16 protein-coding genes are annotated in these 15,813 nt (G+C 59.3%); 7 read left to right on the top strand and 9 right to left on the bottom strand.

Annotation, left to right across the window (positions count from 1 at the left end):
• Positions 1-82: 82 nt before the first annotated feature.
• From KUW67_RS09280 to rpsO, 3 genes are all read right to left on the bottom strand, one after another.
• Entirely contained in the window at positions 83-364 is a 282-nt protein-coding gene (locus KUW67_RS09280; protein ID WP_224825008.1) for a hypothetical protein, read from the bottom strand.
• A gap of 321 nt (positions 365-685) precedes the next feature.
• Positions 686-2,815 (bottom strand): polyribonucleotide nucleotidyltransferase, encoded by a 2,130-nt coding sequence (gene pnp / locus KUW67_RS09275; RefSeq protein ID WP_224825007.1) that lies wholly within the window; start codon positions 2,813-2,815, stop codon positions 686-688.
• 183 nt (positions 2,816-2,998) lie between these two features.
• The gene (gene rpsO / locus KUW67_RS09270) at positions 2,999-3,268 is read right to left on the bottom strand and encodes a 30S ribosomal protein S15 (protein WP_224825006.1); all 270 of its coding nucleotides are present in this window, start codon (positions 3,266-3,268) and stop codon (positions 2,999-3,001) included.
• 253 nt (positions 3,269-3,521) lie between these two features.
• Here rpsO and KUW67_RS09265 point away from each other — a divergent pair, with 253 nt between their 5' ends.
• On the top strand, positions 3,522-4,247 hold the full coding sequence (locus KUW67_RS09265; RefSeq protein WP_224825005.1) for a hypothetical protein: 726 nt from the start codon (positions 3,522-3,524) through the stop codon (positions 4,245-4,247).
• 68 nt (positions 4,248-4,315) lie between these two features.
• Here KUW67_RS09265 and KUW67_RS09260 read toward each other — a convergent pair whose 3' ends face one another.
• Positions 4,316-5,467, bottom strand: coding sequence for a calcium-binding protein (locus KUW67_RS09260; RefSeq protein WP_224825004.1), 1,152 nt, complete (start codon positions 5,465-5,467; stop codon positions 4,316-4,318).
• A 253-nt stretch (positions 5,468-5,720) separates the two neighbouring features.
• On the opposite strand from KUW67_RS09260, the gene KUW67_RS18440 reads away from it, so the two are divergent.
• Positions 5,721-7,142 (top strand): calcium-binding protein, encoded by a 1,422-nt coding sequence (locus KUW67_RS18440; RefSeq protein WP_304522391.1) that lies wholly within the window; start codon positions 5,721-5,723, stop codon positions 7,140-7,142.
• A 149-nt stretch (positions 7,143-7,291) separates the two neighbouring features.
• Positions 7,292-8,329, top strand: a complete 1,038-nt coding sequence (locus KUW67_RS09245; RefSeq protein ID WP_224825003.1) for a calcium-binding protein — start codon at positions 7,292-7,294, stop codon at positions 8,327-8,329.
• On the opposite strand, the gene KUW67_RS09240 is transcribed toward KUW67_RS09245, so the two are convergent.
• The 4 genes from KUW67_RS09240 to rbfA all read right to left on the bottom strand — a co-directional run bounded on the left by KUW67_RS09240 (position 8,326) and on the right by rbfA (position 11,122).
• A complete protein-coding gene (locus KUW67_RS09240) occupies positions 8,326-9,219 on the bottom strand; it encodes an alpha/beta fold hydrolase (protein WP_224825002.1) in 894 nt (297 codons plus the stop codon). The two genes, KUW67_RS09245 and KUW67_RS09240, sit on opposite strands and share 4 nt — an antisense overlap.
• Entirely contained in the window at positions 9,220-9,729 is a 510-nt protein-coding gene (locus KUW67_RS09235; RefSeq protein ID WP_224825001.1) for a DUF1643 domain-containing protein, read from the bottom strand.
• An 85-nt stretch (positions 9,730-9,814) separates the two neighbouring features.
• Complete coding sequence (gene truB / locus KUW67_RS09230) at positions 9,815-10,720, bottom strand: tRNA pseudouridine(55) synthase TruB (protein WP_224825000.1); 906 nt, start codon at positions 10,718-10,720, stop codon at positions 9,815-9,817.
• Positions 10,721-11,122, bottom strand: coding sequence for a 30S ribosome-binding factor RbfA (rbfA, locus tag KUW67_RS09225; RefSeq protein ID WP_224824999.1), 402 nt, complete (start codon positions 11,120-11,122; stop codon positions 10,721-10,723). It lies immediately after the preceding gene.
• A gap of 81 nt (positions 11,123-11,203) precedes the next feature.
• Between rbfA and dapB the strand changes: the two genes are divergently transcribed.
• Positions 11,204-12,013 carry a 4-hydroxy-tetrahydrodipicolinate reductase gene (gene dapB, locus KUW67_RS09220; RefSeq protein ID WP_224824998.1) on the top strand — a complete coding sequence of 270 codons (810 nt, stop codon included), beginning with the start codon at positions 11,204-11,206 and terminating at the stop codon, positions 12,011-12,013.
• Between the two features lie 54 nt (positions 12,014-12,067).
• Positions 12,068-12,421 carry a dihydrodipicolinate reductase gene (locus KUW67_RS09215; protein ID WP_224824997.1) on the top strand — a complete coding sequence of 118 codons (354 nt, stop codon included), beginning with the start codon at positions 12,068-12,070 and terminating at the stop codon, positions 12,419-12,421.
• 29 nt (positions 12,422-12,450) lie between these two features.
• Here the strand turns inward: KUW67_RS09215 and KUW67_RS09210 are convergent, their stop codons facing one another.
• Positions 12,451-12,624, bottom strand: coding sequence for a DUF1674 domain-containing protein (locus KUW67_RS09210; protein ID WP_224824996.1), 174 nt, complete (start codon positions 12,622-12,624; stop codon positions 12,451-12,453).
• 77 nt (positions 12,625-12,701) lie between these two features.
• Between KUW67_RS09210 and KUW67_RS09205 the strand changes: the two genes are divergently transcribed.
• Positions 12,702-13,973 carry an RsmB/NOP family class I SAM-dependent RNA methyltransferase gene (locus tag KUW67_RS09205; protein ID WP_224824995.1) on the top strand — a complete coding sequence of 424 codons (1,272 nt, stop codon included), beginning with the start codon at positions 12,702-12,704 and terminating at the stop codon, positions 13,971-13,973.
• 73 nt (positions 13,974-14,046) lie between these two features.
• The gene (locus tag KUW67_RS09200) at positions 14,047-15,795 is read left to right on the top strand and encodes a heparinase II/III family protein (protein WP_224824994.1); all 1,749 of its coding nucleotides are present in this window, start codon (positions 14,047-14,049) and stop codon (positions 15,793-15,795) included.
• Positions 15,796-15,813 lie beyond the last annotated feature (18 nt).

Here is a 15,813-nt window from a genome sequence, read left to right as displayed (position 1 = left end):
CCGCAGACCTATTTTGTTAGGGCGAGTGGTGCGTCATGTGCGCGCCGTGAGGCGGCGGTCAGCGGCGCGTGATCTTCATGTCTTAGCGTTGGGCAGCGGCAATCTCAGCAGCAGAAGTCACACCCAGCAGGCGCAGCGTGTCAAGATTCTGGGTCGAGATCACGTCGCCATTCGAGGTAAAATCATTACCTGCAACTTCGGCGGGGGAGGTTTTGCCCAGATCGTTGGAGGCGCGAAAGTCACTGCCAAAGTCATGCTGATCTGCAACCTCGGCAGGCGAGGTGACGCCCAAGTTGAAATCAGATGCGAATGCCGGAGCCGAAGCGCCGAGGATCAGAGCGGAGATAAGTGCGAAGCGTGTCATGGTGTAAGTCCTTTCAGTGTGTCGTGTTCAGTGTGTTCGGGTGGAAGTGTTTGCCTTCCGATGCAGTAGATATGGCACTGCACCCCCAAGCTGAAAACGCGCACGCTGATCGTGATCTATGTGCGCAAAAGCACATCACAGGCTCGTTAGGGGATTTTGCGTGCTTTTGGTGACAAAAATGCGAGCGGTCGTGAGCGCTGAAAACTCTTAACAAGAGTTTCCCCAAAAGCCTTCTGAAGGCTTTTCTACCCCTTGCAATCAACCCAAGAAAAAAGCCCCGGCGTTTCCACCGGGGCTTTCCATCTGTCAGAAAAGAGGCGCTTACTCAGCGTCTTCCTTCTTGATCTCTTCGCCGGTCTCCTGATCGACAACCTTCATCGACAGGCGCACCTTGCCGCGATCGTCAAAGCCCAGCAGCTTGACCTTCACTTCCTGACCTTCCTTCAGAACATCCGAAGGGTGGTTCAGGCGGCGGTTCTCGATCTGGGACACGTGCACCAGACCATCGCGCTTGCCAAAGAAGTTCACGAACGCACCGAAGTCGACGATCTTGACGACCGTACCGGTGTAGATCGCGCCTTCCTCAGGCTCGGCCACAATCGCGTGGATCATGTCATAGGCTTTCTGGATCGATTCACCGTTGGCCGATGCGATCTTGATCACACCGTCATCGTTGATGTCGACCTTGGCACCGGACACTTCCACGATCTCACGGATGACCTTACCGCCCGAGCCGATCACTTCACGGATCTTGTCGGTCGGCACGGTCATCGTTTCAATGCGCGGCGCGTGGATCGAGAAGTCGGCAGCGCCGGACAGCGCCTTGTTCATCTCGCCCAGAATGTGCAGACGGCCGTCCTTGGCCTGGGCCAGGGCTTTCTCCATAATCTCGGGCGTGATGCCAGCGATCTTGATGTCCATCTGCAAGGACGTGATGCCGTTTTCAGTACCGGCAACCTTGAAGTCCATGTCACCCAGGTGATCCTCATCACCCAAGATATCCGTCAGAACCGCGTAAGAGCCGTCATCCTCAAGGATCAGGCCCATGGCCACACCGGCAACCGGTGCTTTCAGCGGCACACCTGCGTCCATCATGGAGAGCGACCCACCACAGACCGACGCCATCGAGGACGAGCCATTGGATTCGGTGATCTCCGACACCACACGCACGGTGTAAGGGAAGTCGGTTGCTGCAGGCAGAACCGCCTGAAGCGCGCGCCATGCCAGTTTGCCGTGACCAATCTCACGACGACCCGGAGGGCCAAAGCGACCCACTTCACCAACCGAATAGGGGGGGAAGTTATAGTGCAGCAGGAAGTTGCTGCGATAGGTGCCTTGCAGCGCGTCAATCATCTGCTCGTCGTCGCCGGTGCCCAGCGTGGTCACAACCAGACCTTGCGTTTCACCGCGGGTGAACAACGCCGAACCGTGTGTCCGCGGCAGGAAGCCTGTCTCGGAAACAATCGGGCGAACTGTAGCCAGTTCACGGCCATCAATACGCTTGCCGGTTTTGACAACGTCGCCACGCAGAATGCTGGCTTCCAGCTTTTTCATGGCCGAGCCAAGGTTGGCATCTTCCAACTGCTCTTCGGTCAGCGCGGCCTTGACGGTCTCGCGGGCCTCGGCAACTGCGGTCGTGCGTTCCTGCTTGTCGGTGATGGCAAATGCTTTGCGCATGGCATCTTCGCCAGCCGTCTTCACGGCGTCATACAGATCGCTGTAATCGGGCGCTTCAAAGTTGAACGGCTCTTTCGCGGCGTCTTCGGCCAGATCAATGATCAGGTCGATCACCGGCTGGATCTGCTGGTGTGCAAAGTTCACAGCACCCAGCATTTCAGCTTCGGTCAGCTCGTAGGCTTCCGATTCCACCATCATGACGGCGTCTTTGGTGCCTGCGACGACCAGATCAAGGCGCTGCTCGGGGTTGTCGCGCAGCTTGTGCATGTCGTCGATGGACGGGTTCAGCGTATATTCGCCGTCCACATAACCAACGCGCGCACCGGCGATCGGGCCCATGAAAGGTGCGCCGGAAATGGTCAGCGCGGCGGACGCGGCGATCATCGCGACGATGTCGGGATCATTGACCAGATCGTGGGACAGCACGGTGCAGATCACCAGAACTTCGTTCTTGAAGCCGTCGACAAACAGCGGGCGGATCGGACGGTCGATCAGACGGCTTGTCAGCGTCTCTTTCTCCGTCGGGCGCGCCTCGCGCTTGAAGAAACCACCAGGCACTTTACCGGCAGCATAGTATTTTTCGTTGTAGTGCACGGTCAGCGGAAAGAAATCCTGACCCGGCTTTTGCTGCTTGGCAAAAGTCACGTTGGCCATGACCGAGGTCTCACCAAGCGTTGCAATCACAGACCCATCGGCCTGACGGGCGACCTTGCCCGTTTCCAATGTGAGGGTCTCGTCCCCCCACTCCATCGTTTTCGTCGTTACGTTAAACATCACGTTTCCTATGTTGGCGCGCCGTTCGCGCCGTTTGCGTAGGGGCCGGATGCCCCTGGCCCTTTCGAATCCAATCTGCACGTCGGGCCCGGCGATACAGATTTTCGGATTGAGTTGATGGTAATGCCTCTTATTGGCATTCCCATGCGAAAACCGCGCCCGAAGGGGCGCGGTTTCAGTGACTTAGCGACGCAGGCCGAGCTTTTTGATCAGATCCTGATAGCGCTGCTCTTCTTTGCCGCGCAGGTAATCAAGAAGTTTCCGGCGCTGAGCGACCATTTTCAAAAGGCCACGACGACCGTGGTTGTCTTTCTTGTGGGTCTTGAAGTGCTCAGTCAGCGTTGCAATCCGCGAGGACAGAATGGCGACCTGAACTTCGGGCGAACCGGTGTCGCCTTCTTTGGTGCCAAACTCTTTCATCACGCGGGCTTTTTCTTCAGCAGTGATCGACATCGGGGTCTCCTTCAAAAGGTTAAGGGTGATGGCGCAAGCCGGGATGTCGTCCAGCAAGGCCCATGGAGAGGCTCCGCCCGTTTCCAAGCGGATGCGCGCGTATAGGAGGATTCTGCCTGAAAAGAAAGCGTTTTGTGGAAGGTCGCGTGCATGGTTCTTCTTTCGACCGGCCCACGGGGCTGAGCCATATTCTAGCCTCCTTTGAAAGCTAGCAGGTCATGCGCCAAACCTCATTTCGCTAAGGAGCAATTGAATGTTCAAGATCGGCCTCGAAACACTGTTCAAAAATGCGCCTCTGTTCCTGTTCCTGGCCGCCTTTCTCGTCGTGATTGAACTGACTGAGTTTTCAACAACGGGCGGTCTGATCGTGGTAAATGCAATACTTGCGATGGCGTCTCATCGGATGGTTTTGCTTGATGAAGACTACAGCTTCAGACGCGAGTTTTGGCGTCAGACCGGTAAAGATCAGGTCAAGGCACGGCAAGGTCGCTTTATGGGATTTTACTTCCTCTTTTTCCTAACGTATCTCATGTGCGTTGGATTGATCACATGGGCATGGATGAGCCTTGGCAACATTTCCATTGAGGACAGTGACCTCTTTATGGCCAGCCTGATCATCTCAGCTATCATTGCACTTTTGCCCAATGGCATAATCCTTGCCATGTTTGGGGGGGGTCTCCCCGCCGCAGCCGTTGGGGAAAAACTGAGCTTGCGAGACGCCAGACTGATCGCAAGGACAACATTTGGCACAACTCTGAAACGGCTCGTTATCGGTAGCTTTGGTGTTCCGGCAGTTCTTTTTGTCGCCGTATTTGTCTTACAAGTCGTCTTGGCGCTGCCCTCTGACGATTACCACCCGATAAACCTGCTGGTGCACCTGATTTATGAAGGTATCGGGCTCGTTGCCATCCACTTTGCGGCAGTCGCCCTGAGCCTCGGCTTCCGGGAGGGAGAGAAAAATCTACCCCAATTGGTCTAATTGCACCTAATCACCTATCAACGACCTGCGTATGCGCGTTGCGCCTCAACATCATACTGTAACGCGCCCTACCCGAGTTGCCCCGCCAACAACTGCTGCACCTGTGCATAGGCCAGCAGTTCCACGTCCGCCACGCTCAACCCGTCCGGTGCAATCACCTTTGCGACCAGATCGCCGTCAGCCGTGATCTCGAACATATCCGGATCGGTGTCAGAAACATGCACGGTCACGTCCGACGGCGGGTCATCATCCCCGTGGATCAGGACCAGCCCATCGTCCTGTTGAAAATCCATCACTTCTGCCGGAGCGCCGCTGCCGCGGATGTCGAGCATAAAAGTGTCCGAGCCCTGACCACCGTGGAGCGTGTCCGCCTGCCCACCGATCAGCGTATCGTGACCGCGACCGCCATTCAGATGATCGACGGTTTCATCCTCGACAAGCTCTGGCAGGTCACTGTCTTGATCGTCTGCGCTTTCGCCTTCATTTTTACCGTTGTCGCCCAGTTCAAGGTTCAGCGCGCCGCCCACCGTGCTGCCAACGGCGCCCTCAATCGCGGGCAGGCCGGCGCTATCCAGAATCACGTCAATCTCGTCGGTGATCTCCTCGGCCAAGGTCGGTCCGCCTTGCACCAGGTCACTGCCGATCAGTAGGTCGTTGCCGGTGCCGCCCATAAGCGTGTCATGGCCCGCGCCGCCAACAAGCAAGTCGTCGCCCGCCACGCCAGCAAGGCTGTCATCGCCTTCATCGCCCCAAAGCCTGTCTTCACCGGCCCCACCGACCAGCGTGTCGTCCCCGACACCGCCTGACAGCACATCATCCCCGTTTTGACCGAAAAGAGCATCCGCACCCTCTTCGCCTGCAAGCCGGTCATCGCCGTTCTCGCCGATCAGATCGTCAAGCCCGGCCCCGCCCAGAAGGGCGTCATCACCGGTCCCGCCCCAAAGCTGATCTTCGCCGTCGCCACCATCAAGGATGTCGTCACCACCCCCGCCGTTCAAAAGGTCTTCGCCAGTGCAGCCTTCAAGCAGATCTTTGCCCGCGCTGCCTTCCAGCGGTGCACCATCCAGAACCGCTGTGAGGACATTGGTATTGTCCTGTAAAAGATCCTCCACCTCCGAGGTCATGGCCTCGTCAGTTTCAACCTCGGTGTTATCCGCCCAGATCGAACCAACAGCCCCACCGGCAACCAAGAGGCTGAACAACCCCATCAAACCAAACATAAGCCACCCCTTTCAAAAGCCACCCCGCTTTCGGGGGTAGCAGGCAAAGGTAAGTGAACTCTTTTTATGGAGAGGGCTGTCATCGCTAAGTTGGTTAACGCTCAGCCTAAGGTGGTAAATTGTTTCCTAAATTGAAACAGCAAGTTGTGTTTGGGTAATTGACCTCAAATTTCCAACAATCAAAGGGCTATTCTTCTTCCCCGCCCTCGCTTCTCGCGTTAAGGGTCCTCTTGTATTTTGGGGGAAGTGAAGAATGTTTGAATTGGTCGCTTTGCCAATCCTGCTGATTGCAGGGTTGGGGTTTGCTCTTTTTGGTGAAAGTAACGACGACAACGATAATGACGATGACGATCGTGACGACGATAACACGGAAAGCACAGATCAGGACAAAGACACCGATCTCGTGCCCGATCCCCAGCCAAAGCCGCAACCAGACCCGCCCCTGACCCGCGGCGGAACAGATCTGATCATCGACGGAACACCGCTTGACGATACACTAAAAGGTGAGGCGGGCGATGATCAGATTACCGGCGGCGATGGAAACGACACCATCGACGGCCGCGCCGGAGACGACCTAATCATTGGCGGTCCCGGTGATGATACGCTTCAGGGTTGGTCCGGCGATGACGACATCGACGGTGGACCAGGCGATGACCAGATCAATGGCCGCAACGGCAATGATACGATTCAGGGCGGTCCCGGCGATGACAACATAGACGGTGGCATTGGCAATGACGATATCGATGCTGGCGGTGGCAACGACTTTGTGCTCGGCGGGAACGGCGACGATACCATCTTTGGCGGTTCCGGAAATGACGTGATCCGTGGGTTTACCGGCAATGACACGATTGATGGCGGCACCGGAAATGACCGTATTCATGGCGGCAGCAACGGCGACGTGATCCGGGGTAGCTCAGGTGCGGACGTTCTTGAAGGCGGCACTGGCAATGACATCCTGCGCGGCGATTCCGGCAACGACATTTTGCGCGGTGGCGCAGATGATGACACGCTCAAAGGTGGGCTGGGCAATGACCAACTGGAAGGCGGCACCGGTAACGATACGCTCGAAGGCGATATTGGCCGCGACACGCTTGAGGGCGGCGACGGCGATGACACGCTGTCCGGTGGCGTCGGTGCAGATACGCTTTCGGGCGGGGCGGGCGATGACCTTCTGCAAGGCGGGTTCAGCAACGACATCCTGAACGGTGGCGACGGTGAGGATATCCTGCTGGGCGGGCGCGGCAGCGACACCCTGGACGGCGGGGATGGCAACGATATCCTGGTTGGAACAGATGCCGTGACCACGTCCAATGATCCTGTGAATGGTCAGATCAACGGCTCCGATCTCGACAATGCCGATACGCTTCTTGGCGGGGCCGGGGATGACGCGCTGATTCTGGGCGAAGACGACATCGGCACAGGCGGCGATGGCGCGGATACGTTCATTTCAGGTACCTGGATTGATCCGGGCGAGGCACCTGCCATCCTCGATTTCGTCTCGGGCGAGGACAGTTTCCAGTATTATGTCCCGCAGGGCGATCCTGCCCCCGCGTTGACGCTGCAAGACCTCGGTGGTGGCACGCAGGAAGTTCTGGCCGATGGCGTTGTCGTGGCGAGGGTCACAGGCTCAATCGCACAAACAGACCTGTCCGTCGTGCCGTTCGTGCCTGCGTAAGATGCGTTAAACGGGAAATAAATTCATGCCTTCGGGTCATAGTTGCGCCATGATTGGTTTTTAAACTAAACCGATCATATCAACGCGCGGCGCGCAGTTTATCCGGAGTTTCTTTCGACATGTGATCGGTCATTTTATCGCTCTTGCTCTTGGCAGGGCTTGGCTACGCTATTGATGCAGCCGTTGAAGAGGATGAAGATAACGACGACGACGACGATGTCGAAATCACCACAACCAAGACGACTATCTCACTCAACAATCTCATCGAAGGTTCTGACGGTGATGATGCGCTGACCGGCAGCGCCAAAGCTGACCTCATCGACGCAAAAGATGGCGACGATACCGTCAATGCCGGAGAGGGTAGTGACAGGGTCAGAGGTGGCGACGGCGATGACCAGCTTTTTGGCGAGGAAGGCCGTGACGGCCTCTTCGGTGGCGAGGGTGATGACACGCTTGACGGGGGCGACGGCGACGACGGTCTCTTTGGTGAGGCAGGCGCGGATGAGCTCTTTGGCGGCGATGGCGATGATCAGATGGATGGCGGCGACGGCAATGACGAGCTGAATGGCGATGCGGGCGACGATCTGCTCTTTGGTGGCGAGGGTGACGACACGCTCAACGGCGGCACCGGGGAGGATCAGCTTGTCGGCAACGCGGGGGCCGATACGCTCAATGGCGGGGCGGATGACGACACCCTTTTCGGTGATGAAGGGGACGACACGCTTGATGGCGGCACTGGCAATGACTTCCTGAGAGGCGGGCTTGGCGCCGATATTCTGAACGGTGGCGATGGCGAGGATGTTCTGGTCGGCACCAGCACCGTCACCTTGTCGGATGGCACGGTCTCGCCCTTCCCGGCGGATGATCAGGACGAGGCCGATACGCTGAATGGCGGCGAAGACGATGACCGTATCCTGATGGGCGAGAATGACACCGCCACGGGTGGCGATGGCGCGGATCAATTTGCCACCGGCACATTTGTGTCACCGGGCGAAGCTCCAACGATCACCGATTTCAGCACCGGCATCGACAACTTTGTCTATTTCTACCCCGATGGCACACCTGCGCCCACCTTAACGCTCAACGATCTGGGCGGGGGACAACACGAGGTTCTGGCCGATGGCGTCGTGGTGGCCGAGGTGACAGGCACGATCTCTCTGGTCGATCTGGCCGTCGCGCCGGTCTAGGCAGCGGGTTCCTTGAAGAACGGCAGGAAAGCCCGCAGCACCGCGTCCGGGTTTTCCTCCATCGCGAAATGGCCGCTTTCACAGGTGGCCGTGTGCACATCCTCCGCCCAAGCGCGCCACGCGCCCGCCGGATCGCCGGTTTTTGCGGGAAACCCGCCCTCGGCGTAGAGAAACATCAGCGGAGCCGCGATCTTGCGGCCTGCTGCTTTGTCCGCCTCGTCCAGCGCCTTGTCGAAACTTGCGCCCGCCCGATAATCCGCGCACATCGCATGGACGCGCGCCGGATCGTGGGCCTGCGCGCGATAGCTCTCCAAGCTTGCGTCGGGGAACACGGTCAAACGATCGGCCAACGTCCAGCTTTTCAGCGTCCAGTCGATATAGCCCTCTGGGTCCGCGCCGATCATCCGCTCTGGCAAAGGCGCAGGCTGCGCCAGAAACGTCCAGTGATAGGCTTTCATCGCCAGATCAGCGCTCCAAGCGGCCCAGAAATCACCCGTCGGAACGATCTCTATAATGCCCAGCCGGTCAAGCCGCTCAGGATGATCCAGCGCCATTCGATATGCCACGCGCCCGCCGCGGTCATGGCCAAGGACATGCGCCTTCGGGATGTCCAAAGCCTCCATCAGCCCGACGATATCGCGGGCCATCTCGCGCTTGGAATAGATCGAATGTGCCCCGTCATCTTCGGGCGCATCGCTATCGCCATAACCGCGCAGATCAGGGATGATGACATCGAAATGCCGCGCCAGCTCGGGCGCGATAAGCGACCAGCAATGATGATTCTGCGGATAGCCATGCAGCAAAATCAGCGGTGCGCCCACGCCCGCGCGATGCACACTTAACTCAAGCCCATTCGTTACCACGCGGCTTTGCGTAAACCCGTCGATCATTCAGACCTCCCACAACACCGGCTGCACCTGATACCCGATATAGAGCGGGTGTTTCGGATGCCCTGCCTTGCTCAGCCCCAGATGATACAGCGGATGCCCCGCGCTGCGCAAAAGCGCCTCAACCGCGGGTCCGCGCCCCAGATGCTCGCCATGGGTGCCCCATGCGGCCACATTGCGATCCGCCCAAGCACAGCCTTCGAGAATTGCCGCGTCATTCTCAGGCCCGACAGGGTCCGCCGCCTTGCGCATCTTGCGCGGGTCCGTGTCGCGCCATGCAAAGATATTCGTCACCCGAAACGCGCCAAAGCCCAGCGCTCGCGCACGCCGTTCACAGCGCTCGACCGTCGGGTCGTTCTGCACTTCGGTCGCGGTAGACGGGTTCAACATGATGAAATGCGCCCGCTGCCCGGCATCGTCCCAGATCCGCGTCAGCGCATAGCGATATCGCTCGCAGTCCGAATAGATCGCGATCGAGGGGGCATCTCCTTTGGTGTGACTTTTGGTAATCATCGCGCGCCCCATCGGCAGATATTTGTACGTACAGGTGCCATACCTGAGCCATACAGAAACCAGACGCAAACCATACGCGCTGTCTTCAGGTGTTGAAAACGCGGTTTGGGTGCAGTTCTCCGGCCTTATAGACGCCGACTGCAACGGCTTTCCCCTCATACGAGGCCCAGGCCTCATCGCCATATTCCGCGTTGCTGGCGATCATCATGCCGGGGTTGCCATTGCGCAACCGCGCGGCCCCCTCGGCCGTGCATTTCAGCTCTGGCAGATCGTCCAGGCCTTGTTCAAGTGGGCGCAAAAAATCGTCTAATTCCGGGGATTTGGCCATTTCGTCCAATGTCTCGAGCGTGATCCCGTCGCTCGCTTCAAACGGCCCTGACCAGACCCGTCGCAGCTCGCGCACATGGCCATGACAGCCCAGACTTTCACCCAGATCGCGCGCGATAGAGCGGACATAGCCGCCCTTGCCGCAGACCATTTCCAGCGTGACGTGATCTGCGTCCGGTCGCTCAAGAACCTCAAGGCTATCAACATACAGATCCCGCGCTGCGATCTGCACATTCTCCCCCTCCCGCGCCAGTTTATAAGCGCGTTCGCCGTCGATTTTCACGGCAGAGAATTTAGGCGGAACCTGTTGAATATCGCCGATAAATTGCGGCAAAGCGGCAGCGATCTCGGCATCGCTGGGGCGGGTCTCGCTTTGGGCAATCACCTCGCCTTCGGCGTCATCCGTGTTGGTCGCTTGCCCCAACCGCACGGTGAAGACGTAGGCCTTTAATGCATCAGTAATATAAGGCACCGTCTTTGTCGCTTCGCCCAGCGCCACCGCCAAAACACCGGTCGCTTCAGGGTCCAACGTGCCCGCATGACCCGCTTTCTTGGCGTCAAACGCCCAGCGCACCTTGTTCACAACCGCGGTTGAGGTGATCCCGGCGGGTTTGTCCACGACCAACCAGCCCGAGATATCGCGGCCCTTTTTGCGTCGTGCCACTTAGTCGTCGCTTTCCACATCGCGCCGCACCGCGTCCTGGCTGAACATGCGGCGGGTGTCGTCCATCCGGTCAAAGGTCTCGTCGATCTTGAAGCGCAGCTCTGGCGCATATTTCAGCGTCAGACCTTTGGCCACTAACCGCCTGAGTTCATGACGGTTTTTGCGCAAAGCCGACAGCGCCAGCTCGGCATCGCCGCCACCTAGAGGCAGCACATAGGCCGTCGCGATCTTGAGATCGGGAGAGGCCTGAACTTCCCCCACAGTAATCGACATGCGTCCCAGATCTGGGTCATGGTGATCGCCACGGTTCAGCACATCCGACAGCGTGCGCCGGATCAGTTCACCGACGCGCAGCTGTCTTTGGGACGGTCCGGGACCAGTATCAAAACGGTTCTTTGCCATAGGGGCGACTTACGCCTTTCGGCCCGCGTTGCCAAGCATCCGCCGCATCGCTAGTTAAGCGTGACGTAACGGAGAGAGATCATGACCGACCTGCCTGGCATTGTAATCACTGGCGCTTCTGGCCGCATGGGTCAAATGCTTGTGAAGACCGTCAGCGAAAGCGACCGCGTCAAGCTGGTCGGCTGCCTTGAACGGCAAGGTCACGACTGGATCGGTCGCGATATCGGCGAGGCGATGGGTGGCGCTGCGTTGGGGGTTCCGGTCACGGATGATCCCTTGGAAGCGTTCGCCAAAGCGCAAGCCGTGATCGACTTCACCGCGCCAAATGCCACCGTGGAATTTGCGACCCTCGCCGCCCAAGCCCGCGCGGTGCATGTGATCGGCACGACCGGTCTGACCGAGCATGATCTGCAAAAGCTGAACGCCGCCGCGCGCCACGCTGTCATCGTGCGAGCTGGTAATATGAGCCTTGGCGTTAACCTGTTGGTTCGGCTGACAAAAAAGGTCGCTGCGGCGCTGGATGACGACTACGATATCGAAGTGATCGAGGCGCATCATAACCAAAAGGTCGATGCGCCCTCCGGCACGGCTTTGATGCTGGGAGAGGCCGCCGCCGAGGGCCGTGGCGTATCGCTCAAGGACGTCTCTGACAGTGGCCGTGACGGCATCACCGGTGCCCGCAAACGCGGCGATATCGGCTTCACCGCGATCCGTGGTGGCGACATCGTGGGCGAGCATGACGTGCTTTTCGCAGCGACCGGAGAGCGTATCACCTTGCGCCACGTTGCCTCTGATCGGGCGGTATTTGCACGCGGCGCACTGAAGGCTGCGATCTGGGGGCAGGACAAGCCGCCCGGCGAATATGACATGCTCGACGTGCTTGGTCTTTGATCCAATCGGCCTGATGCTCCGTAAAAAGGGCATCACAACCGATAGAGGATCGACATGTTTCGCCTAGTTGCTGCTGCTCTTGCCATGCTCATCGTCGCCCCCGCGTCGGCGGAGGCGTTCCAGAAAATCTCGGACAAGACCCGCTTTGTTCAGGCTGTTGAGAACAAAGAACTGACCCGCATGGGGATCGGCCTTGATGTGACGCCGGACGGCAAGATCATCGGACGCGCGTTTGGGCGTGATGTGCGTGGCAACTGGACGTGGCAGGACGGCTATTTCTGCCGGGATCTCTATTGGGGGCAGCGGGATCTTGGATACAATTGCCAGGAAGTGAAGCTGAACGGTCAGACGATCCGTTTTACGTCTGATCGGGGAACGGGACAGTTTGCGGATCTGACGCTGCGCTAGCGGCAAAACTGTTCTGAAAACTCTTAGCCTTAGAAATCTATGGCGAGGCCCTTTTTCTCCCAATCGCCATACCGCACGGGCTCCGGCCCGTCGCGGCCACCCAATTCAACAGGCAGCTCTTTTTCCTTCGCTTTTTTGCGACGTTCTTCGGCTTCGGCCAGCGCGCGTTGGGCGGCGGGGGGCAAGTCGTTGTGATCGCTCATGGGTGTCATCCTTGTGTGCGGCTCGCCTTTGATATACGCCGCGCACGCATCCAGACAAGCCAGACAAAGGACCGCAGATGAGCGATGCCGGACTTGCCCCAAGACGCGCCGCCGTGCGCCTGCTGACCGCTGTCATCGACGAAGGGCGGCAGCTGTCCGAGCTGACATCTGGGTTGGATACACTGGCCCCTGCCGACCGCGCTCGCGCGCAGCGTTTGGCCACGGAAACCCTGCGCCATTTGGACCGTGCAGATCGCGTGTTGAAGCGGTTCTTGAAGAAAACGCCGCCAATTGCTGTGCAAAATGTGCTCCGTCTGGGCGTCGTGGAGATGGCCGAAATGGGGTCGGCTTCCCACGGTGTCGTCAACGATGCGGTCAGCATTGTGGCCGCCAACAAGCGCACCCAGGGTATGAAGGGGCTGGTCAACGCGGTGCTGCGCAAAGTGGGTGATGCGGGCTTTGACCGGTGGCATTCACTGCCCCTCGCGCGATTGCCGAAATGGTTGCGCGGGCCTTTGTCAGAGGCTTACGGCGAGAAGGCAATCGTCGCCATGGAGCGCGCCCATGGCCGCGGCGCGCCGCTTGATCTGACCGCGAAAAGCGATCCAAGAGCGGTTGCCAAGGCCGTTGGCGGTACGGTCTTGCCGACTGGCAGCGTCCGGATTCCGGAGGCCGGTCAGGTTTCGGCACTTGCGGGATTTGAGGCAGGTGACTGGTGGGTGCAGGACGCGGCTGCCGCTTTGCCGGTGCGCATCCTTGCGCCGCAAAAGGGTGAGCGCATCTTGGACATGTGTGCGGCCCCCGGTGGGAAAACCATGCAGATCGCAGCATCTGGGGCACATGCTGTTTCTTTGGATATTTCAGAAAAGCGAATGGGGCGGGTGCGCGAGAATCTGCAGCGGGTCGGCCTTGAGGCCGAGGTCGTTGTGGCCGATGCGCTGGACTATGAAGACGGGCCATTTGATGCGGTGGTGTTGGATGCGCCTTGTTCGGCCACCGGGACTTTGCGGCGCCATCCTGATTTGCCTTATGCCAAGGACGGGAGTGCCATTGCGGGTTTGATTGAATTGCAGGGCTATCTTCTGGACCGCGCCTTGGGTTTGCTTAAACCCGGTGGGCGTCTGGTCTTTTGCACCTGTTCGCTGTTGCCTGATGAGGGAGAATGCCAGGTTGATTGGGCGCTTGAGCGGCACTCCGATCTAAAGGTCGAACGGGATGCGGTTTTGATCGAAGGCGTTGATCCCGCATGGCAAAGCAGCGAAGGCGGGCTGCGTTTGCGGCCTGATTATTGGCCTGATCACGGCGGCATGGACGGTTTTTTCATCGCGATGTTACGTAAGCCTGCCTGAAATTCGTGACTTGGGTGCGGCGGCGCTGTAGGCTGTCTGCAAAACAATAAACGTCACATTGAGGCTCTATCCCGTGACACTCATTGATGCTGTGCGCGCGCGACAAACGCGTCTGGTGAACCTGTGGCATGCGCGACGGGCCGCCCGCGTGCATCCTGCGACCGGGCTTGTCTCGCAACCAGAGCCGAAAAGCATCGGCTCTTTCGCGCGCGGGCGTCAGCTTGTGGCGGGCAATTGCCTGTTTGCAGGGCATCTGATCGAGACGGATGGGCGCATGATCTGGGAGATCGACGCACCTGATGCCGCGTTCGAGGATGAGATCCACGGGTTTGCCTGGCTTGATGATCTGGCGGCGGTCGGGGATGCGCCCGCGCGGCAGTTGGCGCAGCAATGGTTGCTGGATTGGATCGCGCGTTACGGGCGCGGTTCTGGCCCCGGTTGGACGCCGGATCTGGCGGGGCGGCGGCTGTTTCGATGGACCAGCCATGCGATGATGCTGTTGCGTGGGATGGACGCGGAGGCGTCCGAGCAGATGTTCCGCTCGCTTGCGCAGCAGACCGTGTTTGTGAGCCGGCGCTGGCAGGCGGCCTCGGACGGGCTGCCGCGATTTGAGGCGCTTATGGGGTTGGTTTACGCCGGACTGTCGCTGACCGGGCTTGAGGCGCATATTGGCCCGGCGCGCAAGGCGCTGGCGGCCGAATGCACGCGCCAGATTGATGCGACAGGCGGGATCGCCACGCGTAATCCCGAACATTTGCTTGAGATTTTGTCGTTGCTCACATGGGCTGCTGAGGCGCTTGAAGATGGTGCGATGCCTGTTGAGGACAGCCACCGGGACGCGATCCAGCAGATCGCAGCGACCTTGCGCGTATTGCGCCACGCGGATGGCGGTTTGGCGCGGTTTCATGGTGGTGGGCGCGGATTGGACGGGCGGCTTGATCAGGCGCTTTCGCTGGCCGGGGCGCCGTCGACGATGACCGACACGTTTGCGATGGGCTATGCGCGGCTGAGCGGTGGGCGCAGCACGGTTATTCTGGATGCGGCCCCACCGCCAAAAGGCGCGGCCTCTGTCAATGGCCATGCCTCGACCCTCGCGTTTGAGCTGACATCGGGGCGACGTCCGGTGATTGTGAATTGCGGGGCGGGAACCTCCTTCGGGGCGGATTGGCAGCGCGCGGGGCGCGCCACGCCGTCCCATTCGACGCTCGGGCTTGCGGGTGTTTCGTCGGCTCAATTAGGGCCACAAGCCGAGCATCGCGGGCATTTGCGCGAATTGCTGGTGGGTGGCCCGCGCCGGGTGCCGCACCAGTTGAACCAAGGCCGGACGGGACCGCGTTTTGAGGGCGGCCATGACGGCTATCTGGATCGCTTCGGTCTGACCCATGTGCGTCAGCTCGAGTTGAGCGCGGATGGCCGCACGCTGGATGGCGAAGATACGCTCGCTTGTCTTGAAGCAGCTGATCAAAAACGGTTCGACAAGGTGTTGGATGGGCGCGCTCTGGAAGGTGTGCCTTTCGCGGTGCGCTTTCACTTGCACGCCGAGGTGGATGTCGCGCTGGATATGGGCGGCAATGCCGTTTCTTTGGCGTTGAAAAGCGGGGAAATCTGGGTGTTCCGCCACGATGGCACCGCGACCATGACGCTTGATCCCAGCGTTTATCTGGAGAAAGGGCGTCTGCAACCGCGCGCCAGTCAGCAGATCGTGCTATCTGCAAAGGCCGTGACATATGCGACGCGGGTCTGTTGGTCCTTGGCTAAGGCGCAAGATACGCCTAATAGCATCCGCGACGTGTGGCGGGATGATCCCGCGCTGCCTGAATAAGACCACTGGGGACCTTTC

The organism is Cognatishimia sp. MH4019, assembly GCF_020177595.1.
In the GTDB taxonomy this organism is placed as follows: domain Bacteria; phylum Pseudomonadota; class Alphaproteobacteria; order Rhodobacterales; family Rhodobacteraceae; genus JAHTBL01.
Note: the sequence above shows the minus strand (reverse complement) of the source record. Positions and strands in the feature narration are given on the sequence as shown.